The 25,371-nt window shown below is 54.8% G+C and carries 18 protein-coding genes; 6 read left to right on the forward strand and 12 right to left on the reverse strand.

The features are described from left to right. Positions 1-2: 2 nt before the first annotated feature. A complete protein-coding gene (locus tag KK078_RS07495; protein ID WP_254089631.1) occupies positions 3-1,172 on the reverse strand; it encodes an acyltransferase family protein in 1,170 nt (389 codons plus the stop codon). Between the two features lie 110 nt (positions 1,173-1,282). On the opposite strand from KK078_RS07495, the gene KK078_RS07500 reads away from it, so the two are divergent. Continuing rightward, positions 1,283-2,818 (forward strand): ArnT family glycosyltransferase, encoded by a 1,536-nt coding sequence (locus KK078_RS07500; protein WP_254089632.1) that lies wholly within the window; start codon positions 1,283-1,285, stop codon positions 2,816-2,818. A gap of 15 nt (positions 2,819-2,833) precedes the next feature. Here KK078_RS07500 and KK078_RS07505 read toward each other — a convergent pair whose 3' ends face one another. The 10 genes from KK078_RS07505 to KK078_RS07550 form a co-directional block, all read right to left on the reverse strand. Further along, positions 2,834-3,556 (reverse strand): TolC family protein, encoded by a 723-nt coding sequence (locus tag KK078_RS07505; RefSeq protein WP_254089633.1) that lies wholly within the window; start codon positions 3,554-3,556, stop codon positions 2,834-2,836. A gap of 17 nt (positions 3,557-3,573) precedes the next feature. Next, positions 3,574-5,052 carry an O-antigen ligase family protein gene (locus tag KK078_RS07510; protein WP_254089634.1) on the reverse strand — a complete coding sequence of 493 codons (1,479 nt, stop codon included), beginning with the start codon at positions 5,050-5,052 and terminating at the stop codon, positions 3,574-3,576. A 3-nt stretch (positions 5,053-5,055) separates the two neighbouring features. Beyond that, entirely contained in the window at positions 5,056-5,193 is a 138-nt protein-coding gene (locus KK078_RS07515; RefSeq protein ID WP_254089635.1) for a hypothetical protein, read from the reverse strand. Then, positions 5,183-6,361, reverse strand: coding sequence for a glycosyltransferase (locus tag KK078_RS07520; protein ID WP_254089636.1), 1,179 nt, complete (start codon positions 6,359-6,361; stop codon positions 5,183-5,185). Before KK078_RS07520 ends, KK078_RS07515 begins: the two co-directional genes overlap by 11 nt. 33 nt (positions 6,362-6,394) lie before the next feature. Then, positions 6,395-7,750, reverse strand: coding sequence for a flippase (locus KK078_RS07525; protein ID WP_254089637.1), 1,356 nt, complete (start codon positions 7,748-7,750; stop codon positions 6,395-6,397). Between the two features lie 21 nt (positions 7,751-7,771). Further along, positions 7,772-8,539, reverse strand: a complete 768-nt coding sequence (locus KK078_RS07530) for an FkbM family methyltransferase (protein WP_254089638.1) — start codon at positions 8,537-8,539, stop codon at positions 7,772-7,774. 14 nt (positions 8,540-8,553) lie between these two features. Then, positions 8,554-10,728, reverse strand: a complete 2,175-nt coding sequence (locus KK078_RS07535) for a polysaccharide biosynthesis tyrosine autokinase (protein WP_254089639.1) — start codon at positions 10,726-10,728, stop codon at positions 8,554-8,556. Positions 10,729-10,814: 86 nt separating this feature from the next. Continuing rightward, positions 10,815-12,125 (reverse strand): OmpA family protein, encoded by a 1,311-nt coding sequence (locus KK078_RS07540; protein WP_254089640.1) that lies wholly within the window; start codon positions 12,123-12,125, stop codon positions 10,815-10,817. After that, on the reverse strand, positions 12,119-13,126 hold the full coding sequence (locus KK078_RS07545; protein WP_254089641.1) for a PorP/SprF family type IX secretion system membrane protein: 1,008 nt from the start codon (positions 13,124-13,126) through the stop codon (positions 12,119-12,121). The genes KK078_RS07540 and KK078_RS07545 overlap by 7 nt, the downstream gene beginning before the upstream one ends. Before the next feature lie 5 nt (positions 13,127-13,131). Next, entirely contained in the window at positions 13,132-18,231 is a 5,100-nt protein-coding gene (locus tag KK078_RS07550; protein ID WP_254089642.1) for a tandem-95 repeat protein, read from the reverse strand. A 133-nt stretch (positions 18,232-18,364) separates the two neighbouring features. Between KK078_RS07550 and KK078_RS07555 the strand changes: the two genes are divergently transcribed. Both KK078_RS07555 and KK078_RS07560 read left to right on the forward strand, forming a co-directional pair. Further along, the gene (locus KK078_RS07555; protein WP_254089643.1) at positions 18,365-19,543 is read left to right on the forward strand and encodes a glycosyltransferase family 2 protein; all 1,179 of its coding nucleotides are present in this window, start codon (positions 18,365-18,367) and stop codon (positions 19,541-19,543) included. Positions 19,544-19,610: 67 nt separating this feature from the next. After that, positions 19,611-20,318 (forward strand): YebC/PmpR family DNA-binding transcriptional regulator, encoded by a 708-nt coding sequence (locus KK078_RS07560; protein ID WP_254089644.1) that lies wholly within the window; start codon positions 19,611-19,613, stop codon positions 20,316-20,318. Positions 20,319-20,518: 200 nt separating this feature from the next. Here the strand turns inward: KK078_RS07560 and KK078_RS07565 are convergent, their stop codons facing one another. Continuing rightward, complete coding sequence (locus tag KK078_RS07565; protein ID WP_254089645.1) at positions 20,519-22,462, reverse strand: LTA synthase family protein; 1,944 nt, start codon at positions 22,460-22,462, stop codon at positions 20,519-20,521. Positions 22,463-22,713: 251 nt separating this feature from the next. Here KK078_RS07565 and KK078_RS07570 point away from each other — a divergent pair, with 251 nt between their 5' ends. Genes KK078_RS07570 through KK078_RS07580 form a run of 3 tightly spaced genes read left to right on the forward strand, consistent with a single transcriptional unit; the run spans position 22,714 to position 25,301 of the window. Next, a complete protein-coding gene (locus tag KK078_RS07570) occupies positions 22,714-23,601 on the forward strand; it encodes a porin family protein (protein ID WP_254089646.1) in 888 nt (295 codons plus the stop codon). A 38-nt stretch (positions 23,602-23,639) separates the two neighbouring features. Further along, on the forward strand, positions 23,640-24,647 hold the full coding sequence (locus tag KK078_RS07575; protein WP_254089647.1) for an amidohydrolase family protein: 1,008 nt from the start codon (positions 23,640-23,642) through the stop codon (positions 24,645-24,647). After that, positions 24,648-25,301, forward strand: coding sequence for a hypothetical protein (locus tag KK078_RS07580; protein WP_254089648.1), 654 nt, complete (start codon positions 24,648-24,650; stop codon positions 25,299-25,301). Positions 25,302-25,371 lie beyond the last annotated feature (70 nt).

Genomic DNA, 25,371 nt, shown 5'->3' on the forward strand with positions numbered 1-25,371 from the left:
ACCTACGATTTTAAAAGGCGATAACGCTGCATGATCTTTTCTTTAAGCTGCCTGGGCCAGTCTTTGTTCATGCAGGGCTTTTCGATGGCCAGGAAGAACACGACACTCACGGCAAACAACAGCAATAGAAATACGGGAAGTTGCACCAGAAGGTTTACGATATAGTGATTTGTGACGGGGAATTTCCCGGCTAATTTTCCAAAGCCCTCGGCCATGGGCAAGTGAATGAGGTAGATTGTATAACACATGCCGCCGATCGCTACGATCCAACGGTTGCGGAAGGCTCGAATGACATGCACGGACCGGAACGCTCCGTAGAACAGGAAAAATAAAATGACGGGATACGCCAGGCGACTGGCCAGATCGTGGTCGGTAAACACAAAGAGCCCGACGATACACAACACGGAGACGACGTCCAGAAACAGTTGGGGACTTCTTCCCGCTTTCCAATCGAGCAGGTAGATGTCGGCCAGCACAAAGCCAACCATGAAGTAATGCAGGTGTCCCAAAATAAAGAACGACCAGGGATAATCCCACCATCCGAAAAATTGCTGGATACACACCAGCAGGATGATCGCTGCCATAAGCGTGCACCGGCGGATCCACCGGTCGCGTATGCGGAAGAACGCCATGGCCAGGAAGGGGGCCATGATATAAAATTGTACTTCTACTTCGAGCGTCCAGGCAACCGGGTTGATCTTGGACCAGCGCAGATACGCAAGGTTGTGCGTGTATGTCAGGCTGTGAAGATAGCGTGGGAACAGATCCGACCACGGCACGTGCTGGAGGAGCAGCACGATGAAAAAGATGGTCATGGCGATGATGTATGGCGGCTCGAGGCGTGTCAGGCGGCGCACGAAGTAGTCACCCAGGCGCACTTTCTTCGTGCCCAGCAGATTGTGCGAAGCAAAAGGCAGCGACAGAATAAACCCGCTGATGACGAAGAACACGTAGATGCCGACGTACCCACGCGACATCCAGAAGAAGAACGGGTCCTGACTGAGCGGTGGATCGAACGCCACCGTGGCATGCCTCTCCACACGCTGGCTGACATGATTTATCACGACGGGCAAAATGGCCAGGAACCGGAAGCCGTCGATCTCGGAAATGAACTTACCACCGGAAGTGACACGCGACAAACGGTCAGGAAGGGTGCGCCAGAAAGAAAACATGTGCAAGATTAAATTGATGCCAAACTAAAAACCAAGACAAAATCAATTACGCAAGATAGTAGTATAATTTTAACGAGTAAAACCAATAGATTTACCTTTTAATTATTTGAATGAAAAAAAACGTCCTCGTCTGGCTGTCGTTCCTGCTGGTCACCCTGTTGCTTCGTGCCTATTCGTTCTTTTATTCCGTAATCGATTGGGACGAGACCCTCTATTTGCTGATCGCTGACGCCTGGAGCCATGGCTCCATCCCGTACGTGGAGATCTGGGATCAGAAGCCACCCGGCGTGTACCTGTGTTTTCTCCTGGGCAAATTCTTCGGCGCCGGCGACCTGCTGCTCGGCATTCGCGTACTCTCCGTACTGGCGGTTACCTTTTCCGCCTACTTCCTCTACCGCATCTGTCAACGGCTGGCCCCCGCCAGTGGCGCGTTTGCGTACGCACCCGGCCTGCTGTACATTGTCTTCACGCTGGTCAATCAAGGGCTGGCCGCCAACACCGAGATCTTTTTCATCCCCTTTGTGATCGCCGGCGTGTGGTGCATGGTCTCCTGCGTCGACACCGCCCGGGGCACCTGGCATGTACGTCCGTGGCGGCTTATCATCGGCGGCGGCGTGCTGGGCTTTGCTTTTCAGATCAAATACCTCGTGGCGTTCGACCTGCTGGCCATCGCCCTTGGCATCGCGCTCTTTCAATTTCTGACAACCACACCCGCAACGGCAATACGCAATACGTTGCGCATCGGCGTCCTCATCCTTCTTGGCTTTGTACTGCCCAACGCCGCGATACTCTACTACTTTCATGCGCAAGGACATTTACAGGACCTGATTACCGCCACCCTCAGCGCAAACGTTCAACACCGCACACACGGCGACGTCTCCATCGTAAAGACTGCCGGCAAGTTCTACCTGCAATTCCGCGACCAGTTCGTGCTGTGGGGCTCCGCTGTCGCGGCGCTCTTTTGGATCGCGCGGGGTACACGTTCCAACGCACAAAAGTGGACGGTGCTTGCCCTGTGGGCCTGGCTGCTGTTGGATCTCATCAGCATTTCCCTCACCAAAAAATTCTACGCGCACTATTTTCTGCAAGCGCTGCCTCCCCTGTGCATCCTCTTCTTTGTCGTGTGGGCGCCGCTTTATAACAACCTGCAAAAAGCAACGCGCAGGGCCGCCGTGGCCTGCCTGACGCTGTTCGTCCTGCTGACAACGGTATTGCCAGTCGTCGAAGAGACTGTGATGACGCTCTACTTCCGTAAAGTAGCCGGAAACCCCTACTGGAACGACGCTTCCGCCGAGATCGCCGCCCTCGTAAAACAAGACCTGCAACCCGGAGACTACATCTTCGTGGCGGGCGCACAACCCGTGATCTATTACCTGACCGGTGCGCGGATCCCGACGCGGTTCCCCTATCCGCCGTTCTTCCTGGACGATCACTTCCGCCATGTATCCGGCATCGATCCGGCAACGGAGATTCGCAGCATACTGGATAAAAAGCCGCGGTATATCATCAGCCGCAAGCTCACCGATAACACGTTTTACAACCTGCTGGAGCCGTACCTGACGCGGGAATACGAAGAGGTAAAAACAATCGACGGCAGAACTGTCTTTCGCAGGAAAGACAATGCTGCCGTCGCCGGTAATGAATAAGAACCGGAAGCCCGCTTAGTTCAGGGCATCTTCCAGGCGCATGCCCAGGTATTCTTCCAACTTGTACTTCACTTGCTTGTAGTCGTTCTCGGCCGTGATCTCACGGATCTTTTTGATACCCCGATAATCCTGTGAAGCGTTGTATTTCTCCAGCGTAATCTCGCCATTCTTGAATTTCTGCTCGTCGATGCGGAAGGCACCGTCTGCATCGTCGCTGGTGGATTTCTCGATCTTATAAATTTCCAGCATGGTGTTGTATTGCGCATACAACCCCAGAATGGTCGAGCGGATCATCAGCTTCTGCTTGTTGATATCAAGCTCCTTGATGCGGTACGCCTCTTTGGCTTTGCGCTTGTTGTTGGGAATGCTGATAAACTTACCGATCGGCATCGTGGCCCCCACGTTATACTTGGGGAAGAAGTTACCGCCGGGGGGCGCTTTATCGGGCTCGATGGTAAACTCGTTTAAGTTGCCTTGCAGGAAGATTTGATCGAACCAAGCCCAGCGCGTAATGTTCACGTCGGCCTTGGCCATCTTCAGCTCATGCCACAGCGCTTCGTTGTCCGGATAGTTGCGCCAGGCGATCTGCACCAGCCGCTCTTCTGCGTTCAGACTCGCGCTCGACCCCGGAACGATGATCTTATTGTAATCCACGGTGCTTTGTGGTTGTCCCTGCGCGAAGCACGCAGCACCGGTCTGCGCTATAATTATCCCTGCGAGTAATAATCGTTTTACCATACTATAAACATTTTAATTTAACTGCTAAAATAGGAAGAAGATTGATCTGACCGATCAAATTCAATAAGTTTAATCAGGATCACGTAGGTGCAATTGTAGATCATTCCGTTGGGAAGCTGCCCCGTCGCCACCTGCGCAAAGTGCGCCACCGTGATCGAGAAGAAACTGCAGATATAGGCCGCGTACAGGATCTTCACTTCCGGATCCTTGCACCGATAAAAGAAATGCACCCCCGTGAACAAGATCACAAACTTGACGGACAGGTTCAGCAGCAGCCCCAGCCAGCCCATCTCCACGGCCACTTCCAGGTAGCCGCTGTCCGGCGGGAAGCCGGCCAGCTCGTGGTTCGGCGCGTGCTCGCGGCCGTGCTCGCCGCTGGTGCCGATCCCACCCCCGATGGGGTGCGTCCAGATATAGGGCTGGATCCGGCTCCGGTTCTTGTCACGCACCTGCATCGACGAGTCTTCGCTCGGAAAGAACGCCGACCGGATACGGATGATCTGCGGCGTATAGATCGGTCCAAAAAGAATAAAGATAAACACTGCCATGGCGCCCATCGCCAGCATGAGCGTGCGCCGGTTGTTGATCGTCATCAGCACATACAACGCGATGCCCGCAGGCACCTGTGCATACGCTGTACGGGTTCCCGAAAAGGCCATGGCCAATAACATCAGCACCGCCGAGATCGCCATGTAAATGCGGATCTTCGTTTTGAACGGCCCCATCATCATGACCAGGCAGAAGATCGCAGCGTAGGCCATAAAGATCCCCTGCGCGCTCACGTTCCCCAGGATCGAGAACTTCCGGAACTTGCCCTGGATGAAGTTCAACGCAAACAGCGTCGGCGAGCTGGTCACCCATTTCAAATCCCACGGCGGCAGGCCGGCCACTTCCTGGTATATCCCGTAAGCCGCCGCAAAGGCGGCAAGTCCCACCCATAGCCAGGTGAAGCTACGAACGAACTGCAACGAATTAAATGCGTAAAAGCTGATGTAATAGGTGGCAATAAAACTGATGATCCCCCGGAACGCCAGCTGCCAGCCGCTCATCGATGTCATGTTGGGGTTAACCGCCTGCAACAGCAGGTATGCGATCCACAACACCACCATCACGGTGATCTTGTTCTTATACCAGCCCGGCTTCATTTCGTCGTGCAGGAATGAGCGCACCAGCACCCCCACGGCAGACGTGATCAGGAGCACCTCCACCACCAGCCCGACCGGCAGCTCGTAGTTGTAGACAATGCGCTTGATAAAGAATATAAAGTACGACAGGCCCAGGGCCGTGAGCAACCCGAAGCGCGGAAACGTAAATGCAAAGAACACAAACGGCAGCCCGACAAACACAGCGGCAAATGCCCAACTGAGCTTATAGTCCAGATGGCCCATGAGCCAGGCAACGGCACAGGAGATCAGGGCCGCGCCGATCAGCGGCCGCAGGTGGCTGCTTCCGGCGTCTTTCTTTTTGGGAACGGTGGCTGACTTCTTAAGCAACATATGTTAAAGGAACAGCATCTTTACAAACATGGCCAGATAGACCGTCGCGATAAACGCAATCACCAGCGACGCGTGCAACTTGGTGTTGTTCGACAGCTCCGTCTTTTTGTCGTTGGGGTTATTGGGTATACTATTTTGCATAGACAGCTTCGGGTATAGCCAGATCGATGGCACGATATAATTCCGCTACGTTGTTTTCCCAGGTATGCCCGAGCGCAAAGGCCCGGCGGGCCTGTTGCCGCGCAGCATTGTTTTCTGTCAGGGCACGTTCGACCTGGCCGATGTAAGCTTCCTTGTCTGCACACAGATATGAATGCTCCGCAAAGAGCTCCATGGCCTCCGTGGCCGTGGCCACCACCGGCTTGCCCAACGCGAGGTACTCGTCCACCTTGCGCGGGTAGTTGCCGACCGTATTCAGGTTGAGCGCCTGTGGATTGATGCAGACGTCAAAGCTGTTGATATACGCCGGCACCTGCTCAAACGCCTTGGCGCCCAGGAAATGAACGTTGGCCAGACCGTGCAGATCACTGCGACGGAAGGCGTCGTCTTCCGGACCCACGAGCACTACCTGCCAGTCGGGACGGCTCACCGCCAGGTGGCGAATCGTGGCAATGTCCAGCCGGAACTCCAGCAACGCTCCCGCATAGCCAATAATGGGCCGCTTGATCGGACTGATGTCGTCGGGGATGGCGTAACCTGCCTCCGGCGAGAACGCCGAAAGATCACAGCCCTGCCCGATGAAGTAGGAATGTTTATTGTATTTACGGGCATAGTTGGCCAGGTACGTGGAATTCGCCACGACCAGGTCCGCTCGCTTCATCAGCGCCGGTTCCGTACGTTCGCCATGCCGCTTGAAGTAGTCTTGTGCCAGCAGGAAGTCGCGTATATAGTAGATCGATACCGCCGGCCTCAACACTTCCTGAATATGAGGGCCCCGCAGAAAATCATTGTCGTTAAAAAGGTAGAAATCCTTGAATCCCACTTCCTGAATAGCCTTCTGGATCGAACGCGCCAGGCGTTGATTGTTGATCTTCGTCCAGGCGTCGAACAACGCCTGCGGACGCACCCAGTTGACCGAGTCCAGCACAACGGGGGGCGTATATACCCAGAAGTTCGGCGAGACCTGTTCCATCACCGGCAGCTCGCCGCGCATCACGCGGCGACGGTTGACCACCTCCGGCGACTTGTCACCACGCCACAGGGAGTAGCGGTCCGCCGCACGGTTTATATAGAGCACCCGGTTGTGACGGGCCACCTCCATGGCAATGTTCTTGCAATTGCTGCCGATCGGGGTGTCCCACGACTGCATACCAAAAAAAACGAAGTCTTTGCCGGTTATCATTTAGAGCGTCTTGCTAATGCGTTTTGAATTGATCCGTTCAGACACCAGGGTTATGCTATACCGGAAATAGTATCCTACATACCGCAGGATCTCCGACAGCTGTACGCCCAGCATCCGGCGCATGATCACCAGCGTTGCCACAAAGCCGATAAAGTAGCTGGCAAATGTGCCATACGCCGCACCAATCACACCGAACTGCAAAATACACCAGTAGTTAAGTCCAATGTTTACGATGGCGATGGCCAACGTAAATAAAAAACTAAACCGCGGCATGCCCATCGAGTCCCAGATCGTGCCCGACTGTCGTGTGAACGGCACCAGCACCGAATACAGAATCGTTACTTGCAGGATTTCGATCGAATTATAATATCCTTCTCCCGCAATGAAGAGTACGATTAACTTCGGAAACAAAAAGATGCCGATCACAAACGGGATCAGGAACAGCAAAATGACCGCCACCGATTTTTCGTACAGCAGGCGTAAGCCGTTCCGGTCGTTTTGACTGGCGATGCGGGCACTCTGTGGAAACACCACCTGCGCCGCCGACGTGGTCGGTACATCAACCAGCATCGTTATACGCACCGCGGGATTATAATCGGCCACCGCGCTCGTCGAGATGATGCCGCCCAGCAAGATCTGGTCTACGCTGCTAAAGATCTTGCCGCTGATGTTGGTACCAAACACGTACTTGCCAAAGTGAAACAGCTTCCAGATCCACTCCGATCGATAGCGATAGTCGAGTGTCAGGTAGTTGCGTGTAAAGAAATACGACGCGAAAGTAGCGACGGCCAGGGAGACGATCTGACCCGCAATGAGGTATGCCAGGGTAATCTCCCACCCTGCCAGCCAGGCCACCGCCACCCCGACAAAGAACAATCCCTGCCGTATAAAGGTGGAAACAAAAATACCTTGAAATCGAAAGTTGGCCTGCTGCAAAAATTCGAACTGTGAGTACGGCGCCAACAGGACTGAAATCACCATATAGCCATAAAACAGCGGTATGATCTTGTCCGTCTTGAACATCATCGCCGACAGGTCTGCCAAAAAGTATACTACGATCAGGCTGAGCAGCGTAATGATGATATTGAGGTATACCGATGCCGCGGTGATAGACGGATGGTCGGTGCGGTCGTGAGACGCGATGTATTTGATCAGCGCGTTTTGAATCAGACCGTTACGGGCCACCTCAAAAAGCGTCGTAATCGAGAGGAAGAGCGACCAGGTACCAAACTCATCTTTGGGCAGCATCCGCGTCAGGATCATGAAACTGCCCACGCCAAAGAGAAGCATGGACGAACGCTGCATGATCGTATACGCTCCCGACTTGAGCCAATATCCTTTACCCTGTGTGGACATGCCGTGTGTGGGGATTCATGATTAACGTACCTTCGACAAGATCAGGTTCTCCCCTTTCTCCTGGATCGAGAAATTCTGGCCTTCGATAGCCTTGTAAAAAACCTCGGAGGTTCCAGCCTTGATCCGGTCGTGCAGCTCAACGATCATCACGCTCACGTTCGGTAACCAATGTTGGTAGTTGGTGGTGAAAACTTCCTTCTCCGCGCCCTCGATATCCATCTTCAGAATATCGATACTGCTCTTGCCGGTGTCGTTCAGCAACGTACCGATAGACGTTGCCTTGAAGGCACCCGGGTCGTTCGGACCACAAGATTCTACGGTAAAGCCCCATGAGCCCAGGCCCTGGTCTACTACGCGCAGATGCGTATCTTCATTCCACACCGCTGATTTAACCGCCTTGATATTGGGATAACCCGCCGTGTTTTTGCAAAGCAACTGATAATTCTGCGACTCCGGCTCTACCGCCACGATCGTAGCCTCGGGATATCTATTGGCAAAGTACAGCGACGCATAGCCCACGTTGGCGCCGGCATCGACGATCAGCCGCGGCGATACATTCTTGACGTTGATATCGTAATCGTCGAGCAAAAAGATCTGCTCGAAAGCCTGCACGTCTGAGGTGCCTTTGCGGATATACAATGTATTCTTGCCGTACTTGAAGGTGGCCTGCCCCTTCCCCATTTTCAGGGAAAGCACCAGCCGCATGGCGGTAAAGAAGCCAAACTTTTCAATGTACTGTAATACGCGTTTAAATTTTGATTGCCGGAGAATCGATTCGCGCGAATCCATGGAATTGATAGGGGTTACAGGTCGAGGTCTTTTACTTCTACGCGGTTAAGAACAGCGCCAACGATCTTGCCGTTGAACTGATTCAGATAACCAATGGATTCTTTATCCAGCTGTTTTACCACCGATTCAGCAGAGAATACGGCAACAACTTTATCAGCGTAACCGATCAGCTCTTTTGTATCGGGGAAATCATTCATCGCAGCACCTTCCAGGAAGATGTAGTCGTACACCGTCTTCAGCTCGGTCAGCATGCCCAGGAAGTCACGACCCGAAAGGATTTCCGACGGTGAATCGTTGTCCACCCGGCTGCCGATCACGTGTATATTTTTGTATTTCGTGTGCGAGATAAAATCGCGCTCTTTGCTGAAGTCATCTTCCGGCTCGTGGCTCAGCAACTGGTTCGCTTCTCCTTCCGACACCACGCCGTTGGCACCTTTCAGCTTTTTGAATTTCGATTTCACCAGCAACTTGGTCAGTGCCGTGTTCTTGAAGTTCGTATCGATGATCAATACTTTTTTCTGAATGAGGCTCATCGAAAACGCCAGGCCGAGAATGGTAAAGGTCTTTCCCTCCCCCTGCTTCATACTGGTCACCAGGATCACCTTGGCGTTCTGACGCTCGATCTCAAACCGCAGCTTCCGGATCAGCTGTTTGAAGGTAAGCAGGTTGTTATCCGTAATGTTTTTATCGAACAGGAAGGCAAAGTCCGTATTGCCCTTGATCACGTTCAGGGTACCCGCCAGACTCATGTTGACCGATTTCTGGAAATAGAACGGCGACTTCACGCGCGTATCCACAAACTCCAGGAAGATGATCGTAAAGGCGCAGAGGAAGAAGCTCGCCACACCCGCCAGCAGCGTCACGACGATCGTCTTGGAAGGCTCATGTTCGGCCGGCGGCAGACCGCGCAGGATCACACGCAGCGGGTTACCGGCATTGGCCGTATTCTGGGCCAGGTTATATTTCTCCTGCGCTTCGCGATACTCTTGTGTGGCCACATCGATCTCGCGTTGAATATCGGCCAGGATCGCCTCCTTGCTGGTCAGGCCCGATACATTGTACCGAAGCGCATTCAGCTTCGAGCTGATCGAAGCGAGGCTCGCTTCCGACACTTCCAGGGATGTTTCGTATTCGGCCTTCTTGTCGATCAGATCACGCACCTTGGTGGCCGGACTCACGCCGGGCTCCGTCGTCGCAGCGCTTGAATTGGCGCTCATCTCGCTGTACTGCCGACGCGCCGCCGTGAGCGAATCGAGCAACGCCTTGTTCGAAGACCCGCTGGCAATATAACGCGAGTTCATCTCGCTGATGGCGTTGCGCAGACGCACGATCTTTTGGTTATCGCTGCCCCGGTTTTCCACCGTACCCGCACCACTCAGCTGGTTGATCTGCCGGTCGAGCCGGCGGATCGAAAGACGATACTGGTTGATCTCTGACTCGACCTCCGTACGACGCTTTTCCAGGTCGCTGATCTGGTCGATGTTGGTCGCGCTTTGCAGCTCGATGTTCAATACGTTGTTCGCCTCTTTGTACTGACGCATCTTCTCGCCCAGGATGTCGAGCGTCTCTTTTTTCTGCGTCACCAGGTCTTTGAAGAAGTCGACCGACTCGGTCGAGCGCTCGTCCTTGGCAATACGGTTGTAGCGCAGGAATTCGTCCGCCAGCGTGTTCACGGCAAACGCCGACAGCTTCGGATTTTCCGATAGGTAGTCGATGGAAACAAAGTCGGTAAAGTTCACCCGCTTTACGGCCAGGCTTTTCCGGAGGGACTTGGTATCATAGCCAAATTCCTTCAGCAAGCCTGCCACACGGCGCTCGTCGGCATCGCTCGCGTTGAGCAGCGTCATGGAGTCTGCCTTGTTCTGCAGGATCCTTTCGGCGATCTCCAGGAATGCTTTGTTGCGAAGCGTTTCGGGGTTCTTGGGACTGCGGAATGGCTCCCGGTCCTGCAAGTCGTGCAGCATGAGCCGGTACGACAACAATCCAATGGCTTGCGGCGAATTGATCGATTCGATCAGGTTATTAAACTTCACATCCGCTTCGTACAAGCTGAAGCGTTCGTCGCTTACCCGAACCTGTTCATTGACGGTAAATCCCGTCGCCAGGTTCAGGGTGGACCTGAACTCGCGGGGTGCTGTAAACTTGTAGTAAAAGGCGATGGAGGCAGCTACTGTCGGTACCAGTATCAAAATCCATTTTCTCCGCATCAGAAGCCTCCAAATGACCAGAACATCCATAGTAAAATCCTTATAAAAGTACCAATTTAAGAAATGAGCTATCTTTTGTAAAATAAAATTTCGACCAACCCGGTTTGACCAGCATGTCTGTCTGCGTTTCCTTGCGAAACAATGGTGTGATACTCCAATCCGTTACTGATGAAAAAGTCACGTATCGACGTTGCACGCATCCGCGCGAGCTCCAGACTGTATCCTTCCGATCCAGTCCCGTCTGAATATCCTACCAGCCGCAGGGCAACATCCTTCCGGGCTGCCACCTTATTGGCGATAAAAAACAGTAATTCGCGCGATTTGTCTTCCACATGAAAAGACCCTGGGGCAAACTTAATCTTTGTATCAAGTTTCAGGCCCAACAATGCCTGAATTTCAGCGCTCGTCAGGTAAACCTCTTTGGACTTTGCTGAATCCGTCTTCGATGCAGATTGGTAAGCGTTTTCGGTGGCAGTTTGTTGCCCCGGCACCACACTTTTTTGTTTATTAACGGAGGATCGGTAGATATCGCTGAATTTTCCATCGCGGTTACTGGCAAAAAACGCCACACTATCGCCATATAGGGAAAAATACGCATCAAATCCTTTCGAGTTTACCGGCTCGCCCAGGTTCTTTGGCACCGACCAGATCTCCCAGTTGTCGTACATCCGGTCGCTGTAGAACACGTCGGCGTCTCCTTTGCCCGAATGTCCGTCGCTGGAAAAGTACAGCCGCTTTTTGTCGGCCGATAAGAACGGCGAGATCTCAAAACCACTCGTATTGATCGTAGGTCCCATATTTTTTAATTTGGACCACTGCCCGTTCGCGTTTTTTGTGCTTACGTACAGGTCCTCCTGCCCGCGGCTGTCGGTGCCCTTCATGGAAAAGATGATGACATCAAAGTCGGGTGATACATACGGACTGAAAAAACCCTGCGAATCGATCCCCTCGATGGGTATCAGCTCCGGGGTGGTCCAACCCGACGACAGGAGCTTAGAAAAATAAATGCCATTGACCTTTTTGGTCGACGAGGTGTTCAGCAGGTACAGCACGTCGCCCTTGGCGGATATACCCACCACCGCCTGGCTGCCGCGGTTGTTGAAATTCACCTTGTCGTTGTCGCTCTTCTGCCAACCGCGCTTCGCCGCATCAAACGTACTGACCCACACATCCGTGCCGGAGTATTTGCCGCCATTGTTCGACGGGTGCATAAAGCGCGAAAAATACAATGTCTTACCATCGGGTGCCAGCAACGGCATCGATTCCTCGAACTCGGAATTTACCGTTGCCGGTAGCTTTTGAACGGTCTGGAAGTTCAGGTCCTGGCCAAAGGCGCGCACGGACAAACAAGCGATCAGGAAAACCGTGGATCTTACCATGTATACTGACGCTGGCCTTTAAAATTGTTAATACGCAGGGACAGCACAATATCGTGGCTGCCGTCATTAAATTGTTTGAATTCGCCTACCGACATTTCATACGAATAACCGGCTCCTATCACCGGTGTAAAATCGAATCCTACCTGCAACACAGCCGCCTTGATATCGCGGTATGTCAGCCCCACCCACGCGCGCTCGCGAATATCCGCCTTCACACTGTAGTCGATCAAAAAAGAGTTATCCATCTGCATGATCGCCAGCACACTCGGCTTCAATACAAAATCCGCGCCCCCCGGCAAGGCGAGACCGAACTGGCCCGTGGCGCGATAATACGATGACGAAAAATTCACATCCGATGTCTTTAGCACATGCGTGACAATCGGCAGATACGAAACGCCGACATAAAAGTTTTGTCCATACAGCAACAGGCCACCCCGCACACCCAGATTCGTCTGTTTGGAAGAACCGGCCATCAGGTGCTCATAGAAGGGATCGACGTCGGGCTCCTTGCCCAGGTAGATGCCGTCGGTATCCAGGTTGATCTGCTCGACCATGCCGGTTACACCGGCCGACAACCGCACCTTTTTGGAAAGCGGATAATGCATGGCATATGTCAGGCCGCCGCCCAGGCGCTCCACCAGGCCCACCTTCTCGTTGAACACGTTCACTCCGCCACCGATGATCATGCGTTTGCCCGCCGGCGCAAATCCCGGACGCGATACTGCCTTGGCATTGCTGGGGCGCAGCGTGTTCGTCGATATATCCAACGGCTGCTTGAGCCGGAAATTGGCCAGCAGGTTCACAAACTTCGGCGCATTCTTGCCGTAGCTCGTCATTTGCTGACGATAGCCCAATTTCACCTCCGTAAAATCCTCCACCCCGCTGAACGCAGGGTTGTACACCGGGGCGAACTGGAACATCTGCCCGCTGTTGGGAATATATTGTCCCCGGACAGACCATACCAACACAAAAATAAATATACCTGTAAACGTTGATCTCATGCGAATTATTTCAGGATGGTGACAATGCCTTTGTACCGTTTGTTGCCGTACTGGAGATCGATCGTATAGAAATACGAATCGGGCGGCAATGCTTCACCTTTGACGGTGCCGTCCCATGATGACGAGAACCCGTTTGTCTCGAATACCAGGCGGCCGCGCTTGTCGTACACGCGGGTCTTGGCCTGCTCGTATTGCGCGGGGTTGCTGCTGTCGGCGTCTACGATCTTCCATACATCGTTGCTGCCATCGCCGTTGGGCGTAAAGGCCGTCGGAATGTCGATGTCCTGGAAGGTGTAAACCAATTTGATCGCGCGCTCCTGTGTCTCGCTGGAGAGGTTGCCGTCGTTGACCGTGATGTATACATTCTTTGTCACGTCTTCAATTTCCTCGAAGTTGACATACGCGTACTGAATGCTGCGGATCGCGTCAATATACTCCTGGATCGAAGCTTCGCCCGTCAGCAACAGCGTACCCGCCTGCTGATTGTAGTTACCCGTGATCTTGTCGGTGTTCGTGAACATCAGCCGGTCTTTTTCCAGGTTGAAGGTCTGCAGCCGGAAGCCGATCTCCGCGCTGGCCAACGTCGTATTATCCGGGTCGGTAATGGTAAAGGTCCTGGTGATCTGCTGCGGAGCATCCCCGGCGATCTCGTGTTCCAGCGGTTCTGTTTCCAGGTCTGAGATGACCGGAGCATCGTTCACCGGCGTAACGGTCAGCTCCACCCGGGCGCTGTCGAGGCTGAAGCTCATGCCATCGCTGGCCTTCCAATACAGCGTATCCTGTCCTACAAAGTCCTGCGCCGGGCGGTATACAACCCCGGGGAGAGCAGAAGCCTGCACGCGGGTAGCCGGCGTGATGGCCGTACCGTTCAATAACAGATTGCCATGCTTCGGCATCACCGGGAACTGCACTTCCGCCAGCACGTCGCCTTGATCCGGGTCGGAGAAAGCACCGGCAAACACGGCCTCCTCAAATGCTTTGGGTTGATCTTCTTCCAGCGTCACCGCCACCGGCTGTACGGCTGGCCGGAGGTTCACCCGTAACGTAAACTCCTGTGTGGCCAGCACCTTGCTGCCCTGTTTGATCTGGAGTATCACCGTACTGCTGGCCGGCGCGTCGGCGCCCGGCGTGCCGCTCAGACGGGCTATGTTCTTGCCCTTCGAGGCAAGGGTGGCCCAGGCCGGCTTTTGCGCCGCCGCGATCGTCAGTGTCGGGTCCACGTCGGTAATGGTAATGTCGTAGATGTACGGCGCCTGGCGAACCGCCACCGTGACCGGCGTAGAGGTGAAGTTCACCTCCACAACGTTGACTGTAAAGGTCTGCGTGTACGAGTTTTGGTTCGGAGCCACGCTCGAACCGTTGTCGACCACGTTCACCGTGATGACCGCCGAGCCCGTGGCCTCCGGCTCGACTGTATACTTCAGCGTAGCCTGCTTGCCCGTGCCGTTGTAGGTAACGGTCGGCGACGAAATGAGGCTTGTATTACCCGAAGAGGCAATCCACGTCAGCTGTTGCGTGTCTTCCCCCGCGCCTTTGGTGACACCGCTAATGGTGATCGTCTGCGCACCCGAGTTTTCCAATACAAACTGGTCGGGGATCTGGTCAAAGCCCGGCGGGTCGTTGATGCCATCCACGGTAACCGTAATCGTCGCGGTGGCGGAAGTCGCGCCCAGATTGTCGTTCACCCGGTAATTGGCCGTGGCCGAGCCACTGAAGTTTTGTGCCGGTGTAAAGGTGACAGACCCGTTGGCACTCGCCGCAAACGTACCGCCCGTGTTCGTAAAGGTGTTTTGAATCCCGGCCTGCGAGGTGTTCAGGTCCACCGTAGCCGGGTCGATCGTACCGTCTACGTCCGTGTCGTTGGCAATGACACTGAAGGTTATCGCCGTATTTTCGCTCGTGCTCGCCACGTCGTCCTTCGCCACCGGCGCATCGTTTTGTGGCTCGATCGTTACTGTGATCGTGGCGACGTTCGACACCACACTTTGATTGTCGCTCACCGTATAGGTCGCGACAGCGGTGCCGGTATAATTATCCGTAGGCTTAAAGCTCACCACGCCGGTGCCGTTGACCGTAAAGGTACCGCCGGGACCCGCCGTCGTAAAGGTATTCTGAATGCCCGCAGTCGACGGGTTGAGGTCGACCGAACCGGTGTTCAAACCGTCGTCGTCCTCGTCGTTGTCGAGCACCCGGATCGTGGCGGTAACATCCTCTTTTGTGGTCGCCGCATCGTCTTTGGCTACCGGCGCATCGTTCACCGAATTGACGGTGACGGTGATCGCCACCGCGTTGGACTCGGCCCCCTCGTTGTCGCTCACACGATAGTTCACGGTGGCCTTGCCGCTAAAGCCCGCCGACGGCGTAAAGGTCACAACCCCTGCGCTGTTGGCAGCAAAGGTACCGCCCGTGACAGTGGCCGTGTTTTGAATGCCGGCCGACGCCGTATTCAAATCCACCTTCGTGAGATCGAGTGTACCATCGACATCCTTGTCATTGGCCAGGATCGTGATCGGAACAGCCGTGTTCTCCGGCGTGGTCGCGGCATCGGCCGCCGCCACCGGCTTGTCGTTGACAGACGTAACCGTCACCGTGATCTTCGCGACATTGGAAGTAGCGCCGACGTTGTCGTCTACTGTATAGTCGATTGCCACCACACCAAAGAAATCTTGGGTGGGCGTAAACCGCACCGTACCGGACGTCGGAATGGTAAAGGTACCGTTGTCGGTTGTCAATGTATTCTGGATGCCCGGCGTGCTCGTATCCAGGTCGACGGTGGCGGCATTGATCGTACCGTCGGGGTCGCGGTCGTTTTGCACGACATTGAGCGATACCGGTGTGTCCTCGGCCGTCGTGACGGCGTCATGGGTAGCAACCGGTACACTGTTCACCGAGTTCACGTTGATGCTGATCGTCGCCGCGTTGGATGTCGCACCCCCGTTGTCACGTACCGTGTAGGTTGTCGTCGCAATACCGTTGTAGTTTTCGTTCGGGTCGAACGTCACCACGCCGGCGCCGCTCACAGTAAACGTACCCGCGGTGGTCGTGATGGAAGTTTGGATCCCCGTCTGGGACGTGTTCAGGTCGACCGTAGCGGCGTTTATGGTTCCGTCTATATCCGTATCGTTTTCCAGCACATTGATGGTAACCGTTTCATTCTCTTCGGCAACCGCCAGGTCGTTGTTGGCCAAGGGCGGATCGTTCACAGCATTGACCGTGATCGTGATCGTCGCCGCGTTGGAGACACCGCCCTCATTGTCCGACACCGTATAACGTCCCGTCACCGTACCAAAGAAATTCCGGGTCGGTACATACCGGATCGTACCACCGCTCACCGTGCTGATCGTGCCACCGGCGACATCTACCGTATTTTGAATGCCGGTCGCTGCAGGATCGAGGTCGATCGTAGCAGCTTGCAGGGTACCGTCTACATCGCGGTCGTTGGACAGGATGTTAAAGGTCGCTTCCTGATCCTCGTCTGTGGAGAAAGCATCGTTCGCCGCCACCGGCACATCGTTCACATTGGATACCGAAATGGAGATCGTGGCGACATTCGAAGTTTCGCCGTCATTGTCCTCCACCGTGTAGGTGATGGAAGCGGTACCCGTAAAATCTTTCACCGGCGTGAACGTCACCACACCACTGCCGTCGACACTCCAGGTACCCTGGTCGGTGTTGTTTGTTTTCTGGATGCCGGCCATCCCGGTATTCAGGTCCACGGAATTGGCGTTGATCGAACCGTCGGCATCGGTATCGTTCTGAACAATGTTGATGGTCACGGCGGTTTCCTCGGCTGTAGAACCGTTGTCGCCACGGGCCTCCGGCGCGTCGTTCACACCGTTCACCGTAAAGGTGATCGTCGCGATGTTAGACACCGCGCCGCCGTTGTCGCTGATGCGGTACGTAATAGAAGCCTGACCTTCCAAACCCTGCACGGGCGTGAACGAAACAATGCCGTTGCCGTTCACCGACCAGTTTCCCTGATCTGTTGTATGGGTGCTCTCGATGACCGCCGTAGCGGTATTCAAGTCGACAGAGCCTTTATTAAGCGTTCCGTCGGAGTCCGAATCGTTGGTGGTAACGTCTACCGTTCCCGTTGTCTCTTCATTGGTACTGGCCACGTCGTCGCCTGCTACCGGCGCATCGTTAACGTTGTTCACCGTAATGGTGATCGTGGCCTGATTGGACGTGGCGCCACCCGCGTCCCGCACGGTATACGCCAGGGTGGCCGGGCCGACAAAATCGGCCACAGGCGTGAAAGACACCACACCGCTGTTGTCGACGCTCCACGCTCCCGCGTCCGTCGTCGCGCTGTTATCGATCGCATCGGTCGACACATTCAGGTCCACCGTGCTGGCGTCTACCGGTCCTTCGCTGTCCGTATCGTTCTGCACCACGTTGATCGTCACGTTGGTCTCCTCGTTCGTCTGGCCGGCGTCGTCGTTCGCAATAGGCGCATCGTTCACCGGGTTTACGGTGATCGAGATCGTAGCGACATTCGAAAGCGCATCTTCCGTGTCCCGCACGGTATAGGTAAGGGATGCCGGACCGGAATAACCGTCGTTGGGCTCAAAGGTCAGCTCACCCTGGCCGTTCACCCTCCACTCGCCGGCGTCCGTATTATTATCGTTCTGACGGCCCGGCCGGTTGGGATCGAGGTCGACCGACCCCGGGTCGATGCCGATAGCGTCGTCTGTATCGTTTGCCAGAATGAGGATCGTTACTTCGCCGTTTTCATCCACGACCCCGCTGTCGTCGTTTGCCACGGGGGCGCTATTGACGACCTCGATCGTGATGGTCCCCGGCAGCAGAAAACCGGAGATGCTGTAGTTCAGGGTTGCGGTGCCGGCAAAACCCGCCGACGGTGTAAACGTCAGCTCGCCCGTGTCGGTGACGGAATAGTCACCGTCGTTGTTGGAGACCGTTTTTTGCGCACCCGGAGAAAATATACTGGGATCGAGATCGATGGAGGCCGGATCGGCATTGCTATTGGCTTCGATATCGTTTGTGGCGATATTGAACGTAACCGCCACACCCACAGGCGTGGAGGCGTTGTCACCGGGCGCGACCAGCTGGCCGAATGCGGCCGTGGTGACGAGGGTGAGCAATAAAGGTAATGTTTGTGGCAAAAAACGCATATTCCAACTAAAGACCGACAAAAATAATAAATATATCGGTACTCTATTCCGCCAAAATTCTATTTGTAACTCTTAGATTCGTGGTTTAATTGCTTCAAAAACAATGATTCGTACTTTTCTCGCGGCCTTCTGGCTTGGTATCTTGATCGTTGGCTATACGTATGTAGGATATGGCATGATTATTTATATTTTGAGCAAGCTCAAGCGTCGTTCCTCACCCCTAACTATACAGACTGATAGCGAGTTACCGGTCATTACGCTGCTCGTCGCAGCCTACAACGAAGAGGCGTTCATCCTCGATAAGATCCACAACACTCTCGCCCTGGATTATCCCAAAGACAAGCTGAAACTCTTTTTTGTCACCGACGGCTCAAACGACCGCACCCCTGAAATAATCCGGAATTTTCCGGAGATTGAAGTGTTCCACTCCGCCGAGCGCCGCGGTAAGATCCATGCCGTAAACCGGGTTATGAAGCATGTTTCAACACCCATCGTCGTATTTTGCGATGCCAACACGGCCCTGAACCGGGAGGCGCTCAGGCTCATCGTACGCCACTACCAGGACCCGACCATCGGCGGCGTGGCCGGTGAAAAACGGATCCTTTCGAAAGACAAAGACAATGCCTCCGGATCAGGCGAAGGACTTTACTGGAAATACGAGTCGTTCCTGAAAAAGAAAGACGCCGAGGTCTACTCCATCGTCGGCGCCGCCGGCGAGCTGTTCTCCATTCGTACGGAGCTCTTTGAAGAACCGGCCGAGAACATGCTCATCGAAGACTTTTACCTGTCGCTGCGCATTGCCGCCAAAGGCTATCGCTTCGCCTACGAGCCCGACGCCTTTGCCAGCGAAACAGCCTCCGCATCCGTCGAAGAAGAATGGAAACGCAAAGTGCGGATCTCCGCCGGCGGCTTTCAGGCGATGTACAAACTCTCCTACCTGCTGAACCCCTTCCGGTACGGCATCCTTACCTTTCAATATGTATCACACCGCGTCTTGCGCTGGACGCTGGCACCGCTGTTCCTGCCATTGATCCTGGTCAGCAGCATATACCTGGCCCTACAAGGCTTTGGCTTCTACCAGATGATGCTGGTCGCCCAGGTGGGATTCTATCTGCTGGCCGCCCTGGGATATGCCTTGCGCGACCGGAAGATCGGCATTAAGGGCTTTTTTGTACCCTATTATTTTGTGGTCATGAACCTGTCGGTTTATGCGGGCCTGGTACGCCTGCTGCGGGGCCGGCAGTCGGTTGTGTGGGAAAAGGCCAAACGCGCGGAAGCATAAGCACAGCTTTCCATTTTGAGGAATGCACAATCTCGTTATTTTTGTACCCCTTAAATCGTAGAATCCTATGGGACGTATATTTGAAAAACGTAAGCATAAGATGTTTGCCCGCTTTGACAAAATGGCCAAAGCGTTTACCCGTATCGGCAAAGACATCGCCATTGCCGTGAAGCAGGGAGGCCCGCTTCCCGAGAACAATCCCAAGCTCCGCATGGCGATCCAGAACGCCAAAGGCGTGAACATGCCGAAAGACAAAGTAGAAGCGGCCATCAAACGCGCCTCTTCGAAAGAAGAAAAAGATTTCCAGGAAGTAACCTACGAAGGATACGCACCACACGGTGTACCGATCATGGTGGAATGCGCCACCGACAACCCCACCCGCACCGTGGCCAACGTTCGCCTGCACTTCTCCAAAGGCCATGGCAGCATGGGGAACTCCGGTTCCGTGGGCTTTATGTTCGAGCGCAAAGGCGTTTTTAAATTCGACCCCGCCAAGATCAACATCGACGAGCTTGAGCTCGACCTGATCGACGCCGGTGCCGACGACATCGACCAGCAGGAGGACGAGGTCACCATCTACACCAAGTTCACCGAGTTCGGGCACATGGCCAAGTTCCTGGAGTCTAAACACCTCGAAGCCAAAAGCTCCGAGCTGCACTATATCCCCACCACTACAAAAGAACTGAGCGAAGAAGAAACAGACGAAGTGCTGAAGCTGGTAGAGACCCTCGAAGCCGACGACGACGTACAGAGCGTATACCACAACCTGGCGTAGTGATTTTGCCGGCCCGGGGCATTGTCATAAAAACAAGCGTCGGACTAAAATCACCGACGATTTTAACGGTGGACATTTACATAAGTCCAAACCAGCCCTGTAAGGGCGCAACAATCCGAGGCAGATCCGTGCGCAGCTTGTTACGCCCTTTCAGGCTCCGCACTCAACTGACGTTATAGACCCGGGCCAATGTGTCGTCCCTACTTCACGACCAGGTTATTATCCACCATGCGGTTATTATACTGCTGAATGATCGCCCGCATCTTCTTCTCCATACCCTGCACCACATCCGGATATTGTTTGACAATATTTTCCCGCAGCATCCGGTCCGTCTTGTAGTTATACAACGCTAACGCCCGGCGCCCATCGAATTCCATAAGGTAATCACCCTGATAAAGCTGGTACACATCGTCTTTGTAATTCCACGCGATCTCATCCGTTGAATGAAATACGTCGCGACCAAAAGCGATGTAATCATGCGGATAGCCCAGGTAGCCCAACACCGTCGGCATGATGTCCGACTGTTGCACCAGCCCCGGCTCCAGGCCCGTCAGGCTGTTGTCCGGGCGGTAAAAAAAGATGGGAATGGAAAACAACCCCCGGGCCGTACGGCTGTCGTCGAACATGATATTGGACGACGTGTGGTCGGCCGTGATCACAAACAGCGTATTCTTGAACCAGGGATATTTCGACACCGTATGGAAATACTGGCGCAATGCTTCATCCGTATACTGGATACACTTCAGGATCGGCTCGCGGCCGCCGGTAAAGCGCGCTTTATAGTCGTCGGGAACATTAAAGGGATGGTGCGACGACACCGAGAAGAACGCCGAGAAGAAAGGCTCCGGAAAATCGCGCTGCGTATGCGCCATGAATTGTAAAAATTTATCATCCCAGATGCCCCACCAGCCGTCAAAATCGGCATCGTTGCCATATTCGGTCATGCCGTAATAATGCTCGATGCCCGCTATGTTCATAAAGGCCTGGAAACCCATGGACCCATTGGGCGCACCGTGAAAGAAGGAATTGTGATACCCTTCGTCGCGCAGGATCGTACCGAGGCTATTGATCCTGTTGCCCGAGAATGGCGACAACACATACGGCACGCCCATCGAAGGTACGCTGGCGATCACCGAAGGCAACGCATCGATCGACTTACGCCCGCTGGCCAGCGAATAGGTATACGACCGGCTATGCTGCAGCAACGAATCCAGAAAGGGTGTATATCCTTGATAGGTACCGTTCTCCCGATCGTGATTAAAGAAGCCGACAAACTCCTTGGAGAAGCTCTCCAGCACCAGCACCACCACGTTCAGCTTCCGCATGGCGCCCGAGTCGGCCCCGTGGCGCACCGGCGAGAACACGGAGTCGAGCGCAGCCTCGTCGGCAAAGTAATGTACCTTCTTGATCTTGGTCTTGCCCACCGTGCGGTATAAAGCAAAGGGCGTATTCAGCACGAGCGGCACGTCTTTCGGGTCGCGCACATACTTGCCGGCATCGTTGAGCGTGATCGGGCGCGTGCTATGCTGAAAGCCTCCGCGAATGCCCCCTACCGTGAGATACGCCACCCCCACCATGGCCGCCAGACCGGAACTATAGAACAGCCACTTGTTCCGTATCAACGGCCCCTGCACACGCGTCTTGTTGTACAACCACACCATGAGGACGATCAGCCCGATCCACCACACCGTGGCATGCCAGTAGTCTATCAGGAAGCGGCCCAACAGCCCGCCCATGTTCTGCTCGTGCTCAAATTGCTGGAATACATCGGCCGTGGTACGCCGCCCGGTAAACTTGAAATAGATGAAGTCCGACACGTTGGCCACCAGGGCCACTCCGTTAAAGACAAAGAAGATCCATTTCACCACCGCCTGGTAGCCCGCCCGGAAGCGGATCTCCAACGGCACGATCATCAGCACCAGCACCAGCATGTTGGTGTACAGCACGGCCGTCAGGTCAAACCGAAGGCCCCCGAGCATGATCGCAAAAAAGTTGGCCGCCGTCATATCCGCAAAGTAGTCGCGGTTGTAGAGGTAAAACCCTACCCGGCAAAGCGAAAACAGCAACATGGCCAACGACAACCGTAAAAACAGCACCCACCAGATGTTTGTGCGGACCAGGAGTTCTCTTACTTTCAAGTTCATGCGCGATGGGCAAAAAAGCCCCTGCGATTTAGGCATTTTTTGGGAAATCTGCCGAGGCCAACCCGAGCATACCCGTATCATACCCCTATCAAAGCCCTATCATACCCGTATCAACACCGTATCAACGCCCCACTTACCTGCTTCATAAGCCCACCTGGCCAGCCCCGGCCCTACCCTCCCGGACTATGGCACTTTCCCATAAATGTTTAGCTTTGCAGCCTCTATATTGCACCGTCTCGAAGACAGCGCCAATGACCCGACTTTACCTTCTCGTTTTCTGCCTGTCTTCCCCCCTTTGCGCGCTTCTCGCACAAGATAAGAGCGTTTCCATCGGCCTCTTTACCGGCATTACCGCCACCCACACCTGGGATACCGGCATCGACCGCGACGCCCGCTACAGCGCCTTGCACAACCTGCGCTTCGCCCCGATCTCCATCAACTACTCCGTTGATTACGAAGGCTTTGGATTCTTTATCAACCCCGGCCTGGTCAACATCGGCCAGCACTTCCAGGTAGTCAACACCTCCGGCGGACACGTCGGCATGCGCAACGTGCATCAGCAATACGCCAACATCCCCCTGGCCATACGCCTGCATTTGATCGACCTCGACTTTTTCCGCCTGAGCCTGGTGGGCGGCGGCAGCATGGCCTTCCTGCTCGACGCCGACGAAACGATCCGCCACGACGCCGCGCGCTTGCGATTCCCATCCCAGGTATACCCGCTCCTCCCCGCCGGCTATTCCGTGGAATATGATGGCGTCGCCACCCCCGAAGTGGACGACTACACCCTGCTGCAAAAGCGCGACTTCCGCTCGTACCAGGTCTTTGCGCTCGTGGGCTTCCGCGCCGACTGGGACGTATCCGACGCCTGGCGCGTCACCGCGGACGTTCGCGTGCACTACGGCATCCTGGATCCCCGTGCCCCCGCCTACCTGGACAAGCTCAACCGCTACGAGGCGCTGTACGACCTGCCGGGACGCCGACACGATACCTATGCGCTGGTAGGCATGGGCATCTCGCGTTATTTCTCCATCACGAAACACGCCGGCAACGGCCGCAAACAGACCAAGGGCACACCCAAACGAAAAACGGGCAAATATCCCTGGCCGGGACCACGCAAGAAGAAGCCGCGCGGATAGCGCCGGTTCCGTATCTTTATCCGGTTGCTTTCCCTGCTATGCTGAAAATCGATTCGCACACCCATATCCTACCGGACACGCTGCCCCGCTGGACAGACAAGTTCGGCTATGGAGACTTTATTCACCTGGAGCACCACCGTCCCGGCTTTGCGCGCATGATGCGCGGCAACCGCTTCTTTCGCGAGATCGGCGAGAACTGCTGGAACCCACACCTGCGCATCGACGAATACGCGCGCTTCGGCACTCAGGTACAGGTGGTCTGCACCATCCCGGTCATGTTCGCCTATTGGGCCAAACCGCAGGACGGCCTCGACATCGCACGTTTCCTGAATGACCACATCGCCGGATTAATACAGGCCCATCCCAAAAACTATCTGGGCCTGGGCACCATCCCTATGCAGGACACGGCGCTGGCCATCGGCGAGCTGGAGCGCTGTCAGCAGCTGGGGTTGCTGGGCGTACAAATCGGCTCGAATATAAACGACCTGAACCTCAGCGAGGATCGCTTCTTTCCCATCTTCGAGGCATGCCAGCGGCTCAACCTGGCCGTGCTGATCCATCCCTGGGAAATGATGGGTGAAAAAAGCATGCAGCGGTATTGGCTGCCGTGGCTGGTGGGCATGCCGGCGGAGACATCGCGGGCGGTATGCTCGCTGATCTTTGGCGGGATATTTGAAAGACTCCCCCGGCTGCGGGTGAACTTCGCCCACGCGGGCGGGTCGTTCCTGACGACGATCGGCCGCATCCAGCACGGGTTTGATTGCCGGCCCGACCTGGTGGCGATCGACAACGCCGTGCCGCCGCGCGACTACCTGGGGCGTTTCTGGGTAGACAGCGTCACGCACGACCCGCTGCTGCTGGAATACGTGCTCAGGCTGCAGGGCTCACAGCGCATCACCCTGGGATCGGACTATCCCTTTCCGCTGGGCGACCTGGAGATCGGCACCTTTATTGAAAAAATGAATTTGGATACGAGCGTGAAAGAAGACATCTTTCACCGGGCCACGCTCGCGTGGCTGGACATACGAAAAGAACGGTTTGATTAAATGACGGCATACTTCCACAAGCACCCGGTCACCACGCTGGCCACCTTCCTGTTATTACTCCTGGCAACGGCCGGTACAACACATGCGCAAAGCACCGACAGAATAAAGCAACAGGAATACATCCAGCAACAGGAACAAGCAAAAAAAGCCATGCTCATGCGCGAGCTCGACTCGGGGGTGTATTTCATGGACAACGGTCAGTACGCCGCCGCGGATAAAAAATTCCGGTACGTGCTGGAAAACCTCAGGAGCGTTCCTTCCGACCTGACCTACTACTTTGGCAAGAACTCTTTTCACCTGGCCCAATACAAACAAAGCATCGACTGGCTGAACAAATACATTCAGCTGAAAGGCACCAACGGCCAGTACTCATCGGATGCGATCCAATGGAAAAAACAAGCGGAAGCAGAGTACCTCAAGGAAAAATCAAAAGCATCGGCCAAAGTAGCCGAAGTGCTCTCAGCCGACTACGACATCGACTGCGGCCCCACGGGCAAGGTGATCTGCCCGGTCTGTAAAGGCGACCATGTCACGATCAAAAAAGGTCCCTTCGGCGACGAGTACAAAACCTGCCAGTATTGCAACGAGCAGGGCATCCTGACCTGCGAAGAATACAACCTCCTGGTCCGCGGGCAGCTCAAACCCAGGAACTGACCCGCTGTCGCGAGACGCTATGGCGGGCTCACCTGCCATAGCGTTTAAATCGGTCACCAGAATCCGTAAG

Source organism: Dawidia soli (assembly GCF_018598185.1).
Classification (GTDB): Bacteria; Bacteroidota; Bacteroidia; order Cytophagales; family Cyclobacteriaceae; genus Ohtaekwangia; species Ohtaekwangia soli.